This window comes from Chitinivorax sp. B (genome assembly GCF_005503445.1).
Lineage (GTDB): Bacteria > Pseudomonadota > Gammaproteobacteria > Burkholderiales > SCOH01 > Chitinivorax.
In genome coordinates this window covers 1-3,640 of sequence record NZ_SCOH01000109.1, presented here as the reverse complement: position 1 = coordinate 3,640, position 3,640 = coordinate 1, and the positions used below count along the sequence as shown (strand labels likewise).

The window sequence follows — 3,640 nt, the reverse complement described above, 5'->3', positions numbered from 1 at the left end:
AGTGAAATTACGCTTTTAGCATAAATCAGCTGGGGGTTTTGGGCGCTTTCCCCAACTCGGCGATTCATCGCGAGCCTAACTTCCATGCCAAATGAAAGTTCGATCCCGCCCTGGTGTGCCCCGTATGAAGTCTTTGTGAAGTCGCATGATGCCGGCCTGATCAATGGGTAATATCTGTAGGGTATACGTCGGGGTTGTAGATCTCCAGCAAAGCATTGTTATGAATAGCGATACCGCCCGGCGCGCCACTACCAGTGGCAATTTGCGCAGTATTAAGATAGTACGGGTTGCCAGTGTATTCCGCCAGTTTCAGGTATGCCTCGCCCCCAATCTAGGCCTTCTTTTTTGACTGCTGCTTTGAAATATTCAGTGAACCTGTCGTCATACATTAATTTAGCAGCGTCAAATTGTCTGCCTGGTACTGTGACAACCTTGGAGTCTGCCTTCCTCAACGCCTTAAGCATGTCAAAAGAATTGGCGACATCGTCTGGATTGGGTGCTTTTCCGCTGTAAAGTACGGCAATGCTGTCAGGTGTTAGGTAATTGTGAACGGCGGTCGTTTTATTGAGTAGGCTGGTCAATCGATCAACTGACAGTAAGGTGCCTTCACCCTCTGCCTTGGCTATGATGTCCAAAATTTCAGACATGGTGACATGGCGGCTGCCATTGATGATGTCATCAACTATTGTTGTTACATTACTCATTCATCAGTTCCTTCATTTTTTCTTAAGTTGTAATAGGTAAATCGTATTTCGTACTTTAATTCGTATCTTGCTTCTAAATAGAAAGACTTACCTTCTGCAATGTGTCGTTCTACGTCCTCTTTGGATAAGTCAAAACCCGGAGATTGTTCAATATCCATGATGATGTAGCATCGTATATCTGCTCCATTTTCTTTTTCTTCACGGATATAGCTGTGAATAATGGCGTATTCATCATGGTGGAATAGGATAAGCCTTCCTGGCTCAAATCCCATCTCAGAGCCAGATAAACTCATTGACTCAATATCGTAAATTGTTACATCGTCAGCATTATTGACAAGGCGTGTGTGCACGTGATCTTCATGTAAGTTTTTTGCGAATTGATATTTTTCATCAAACTGCAAGGCTGGGTCATTTGCATCAAGCTTTTCAATGATGAAAGGCATAATTTTCTCCTGTGGGTTGTTAGTTACGAGTTTGGAAGTGGTAAGTAATCAGCACTGTTGCCTGATCGGTGGCAAAGCAATTTTAATCTGACTGGTTTTTAACAATTTTAGCGTGTTGGCAATCTAAGTAATCGCGCAATGCTGTCAGCTGTTCGGTAATTGTGAACGGCTGACGTTTTATTGAGTAGATTGGTCAATCGATCAACTGACAGTAAGGTGCCTTCACCTTCTGCCTTGGAGATGATGTCCAAAATTTCAGACATAGTGACATGGCGGCTGCCGTTGATGATGTCATCAACCATTGCTGTGACGTTACTCATTCATCAGTTCCTTCGTTTTTGTTTTTTAAATTGTAATAGGCGAATCGTATTTCGCGCTTTAATTCGTATCTTGCTTCCAAATAGAAAGATTTACTTTCTGAAATATATTTTTCCATGTCTTCTTTGGATAAATCAAAGTCGGGAGATTTTTCGATATCCATAATGATGTGGCGTTGTATTTTTAACCCGTCTTCTTTTTCCTCCCGGATATAGCTGTGAATAATGGCATACTCATCATGGTGAAATAGAATGAGCCTTCCTGGTTCGAACCCCATCTCGGAGCCAGATAAACTCATTGATTCAATTTCGTAAATTGTCACATCGTCAATTTTATTGACAAGACGTGTGCGCACGTGATCTTCATGTAAGTTTTTTGCGAACTGATATTTCTCATCCAACTGCAAGGATGGGTCATTTGCATCAAGCTTTTCATATATGAAAGGCATCATTTTCTCCTGTGGGTTGTTAGTTACGAGTTTGGAAGTGGTAAGTAATCAGCATTGTTGTCTGATCGGTGGTAAAGCAATTTTAATCTGACTGGTTTTTAACAATTTTAGCGTGTTGGCAATCTAAGTAATCGCGCAATGCTGTCAGTTGTTAGGTAATTGTGAACGACGAATGCTTTATTGTGTAGATTGCTCAATCGATCTACTGACAGTAAGGTGCGTTCATTCTTTGCCTTGGATATAATATCCAAGACTTCAGATTCGGTTACATGGCGGGCGCCATTGATGATGTCATCAACCATTGCTGTGACGTTACTCATTCATCAGTTCCTTCGTTTTTTTTAAATTGTAATATGCGAATCGTACTTCGTACTTTAACTTGTATTCTGATTCAGAATAGAAAGAATTACCTTCTGCAATGTGTCGTTCTACGTCCTCGTTGGGTAAATCAAAACCTTGGGATTTTTCAATATCCATGATGATTTAGCATCGTATATCTGCTCCGTTTTCTTTTTCTTCACGGATATAGCTGTGAATAATGGCGTATTCATCATGGTGGAATAGAATGAGCCTTCCCGGTTCGAATCCCATCTCGGAACCAGATAAACTCATTGATTCAATATCGTAAATTGTCACATCGTCAGCTTGATTGACAAGACGTGTGCGCACGTGACCTTCATGTAAGTTTTTTGCGAATTGATATTTCTTATCCAGCTGCAAGGATGGGTCATTTGCATCAAGCTTTTCAATGATGAAAGGCATCATTTTCTCCTGTGGGTTGCCAGTTACGAGTTTGGAAGTGGTAAGTAATCAGCATTGTCGTCTGATCGGTGGTAAAGCATGTGAAGTCTGTGTGAAGTCGCATGATGCTATTACCCCATGTCCATACCGCCAACTACCTGCGCCGGCGGCACCGTGTTCCGACTCGCCGACTGGCCCAGCAGTTGCGCATACGCGGCCAGCCCGTTTTCGACCGCATAGCGCTGGGCCGTGGTTTGGGCGGCTTGCCGCAGCGGGGCCAGGGTGTGGGCCTGGTTCAAGGCGCGGGTGGTCTGCGCGGCGATGGCATCGGGATCAAAAAACGGCACGGTCAGCCCATTGACACCGTGCTGCAGCACTTCCCTAACCGGTGCCGTGTCCGACCCGATCACCAGGCAGCCGGTTGCCATGGCCTCTAGCATCGACCAGCTCAACACAAACGGGTAGGTCAGGTAGACATGGGCGGCTGACACTTGTAGCAGCGTGCGGTAGCGGTCATAAGGAAGCTTGCCGAGGAAGTGCACGCGGTTGAGATCAATCGACACTTCCTTCAGCAGTGTTTCTTTCCAATTTGCAGCATGCTTGGGTTTGCTGCCATAGCTGACACCGTCGCCACCGACAATCACTACGTCACAGGTGGGATGTTGGGTGAGCAGCTGCGGCAAGGCGCGCATGAACACGTGGAAGCCGCGGTAGGGCTCCAGATTACGCGCCACATAGGTCACTACCGGGTCACCCGGTTTCAGCACCTTGCCGTTGGGTAAGGTGAAACGGGCATCGGGATCGGGGCCCAGTCGTTGGACATCAATGCCTTCATGAATGACTTGGATTTTGTCGTGGTACGCCGGTGGGTGTACCTGCTTCTGCCAGTGCGTGGGGGCCACGGCAACATCGCACTGTTCCAGGTTCAACAGGTGCAAGCCATTACGCGCCCGAATGCGGGCCCGGTCATCCATGGTCAGCGGGAA

General features: G+C 45.9%; 7 protein-coding genes. All 7 read right to left on the bottom strand.

The window, feature by feature from the left end; genetic code table 11:
* Positions 1-272: 272 nt before the first annotated feature.
* Entirely contained in the window at positions 273-704 is a 432-nt protein-coding gene (locus FFS57_RS24430; protein WP_137940433.1) for a hypothetical protein, read from the bottom strand.
* Positions 701-1,147 (bottom strand): hypothetical protein, encoded by a 447-nt coding sequence (locus tag FFS57_RS24425; RefSeq protein ID WP_137940432.1) that lies wholly within the window; start codon positions 1,145-1,147, stop codon positions 701-703. The genes FFS57_RS24430 and FFS57_RS24425 overlap by 4 nt, the downstream gene beginning before the upstream one ends.
* Positions 1,148-1,254: 107 nt before the next feature.
* Entirely contained in the window at positions 1,255-1,467 is a 213-nt protein-coding gene (locus FFS57_RS24420; RefSeq protein WP_137940431.1) for a hypothetical protein, read from the bottom strand.
* Positions 1,464-1,916 (bottom strand): hypothetical protein, encoded by a 453-nt coding sequence (locus FFS57_RS24415; protein ID WP_137940430.1) that lies wholly within the window; start codon positions 1,914-1,916, stop codon positions 1,464-1,466. The genes FFS57_RS24420 and FFS57_RS24415 overlap by 4 nt, the downstream gene beginning before the upstream one ends.
* 104 nt (positions 1,917-2,020) lie before the next feature.
* Positions 2,021-2,233 (bottom strand): hypothetical protein, encoded by a 213-nt coding sequence (locus tag FFS57_RS24410; RefSeq protein WP_137940429.1) that lies wholly within the window; start codon positions 2,231-2,233, stop codon positions 2,021-2,023.
* 163 nt (positions 2,234-2,396) lie between these two features.
* Positions 2,397-2,678 (bottom strand): hypothetical protein, encoded by a 282-nt coding sequence (locus tag FFS57_RS24405; RefSeq protein ID WP_137940428.1) that lies wholly within the window; start codon positions 2,676-2,678, stop codon positions 2,397-2,399.
* A 107-nt stretch (positions 2,679-2,785) separates the two neighbouring features.
* A partial coding sequence (locus FFS57_RS24400; protein WP_137940427.1) for a glycosyltransferase occupies positions 2,786-3,640 on the bottom strand: 855 nt, incomplete at its 5' end.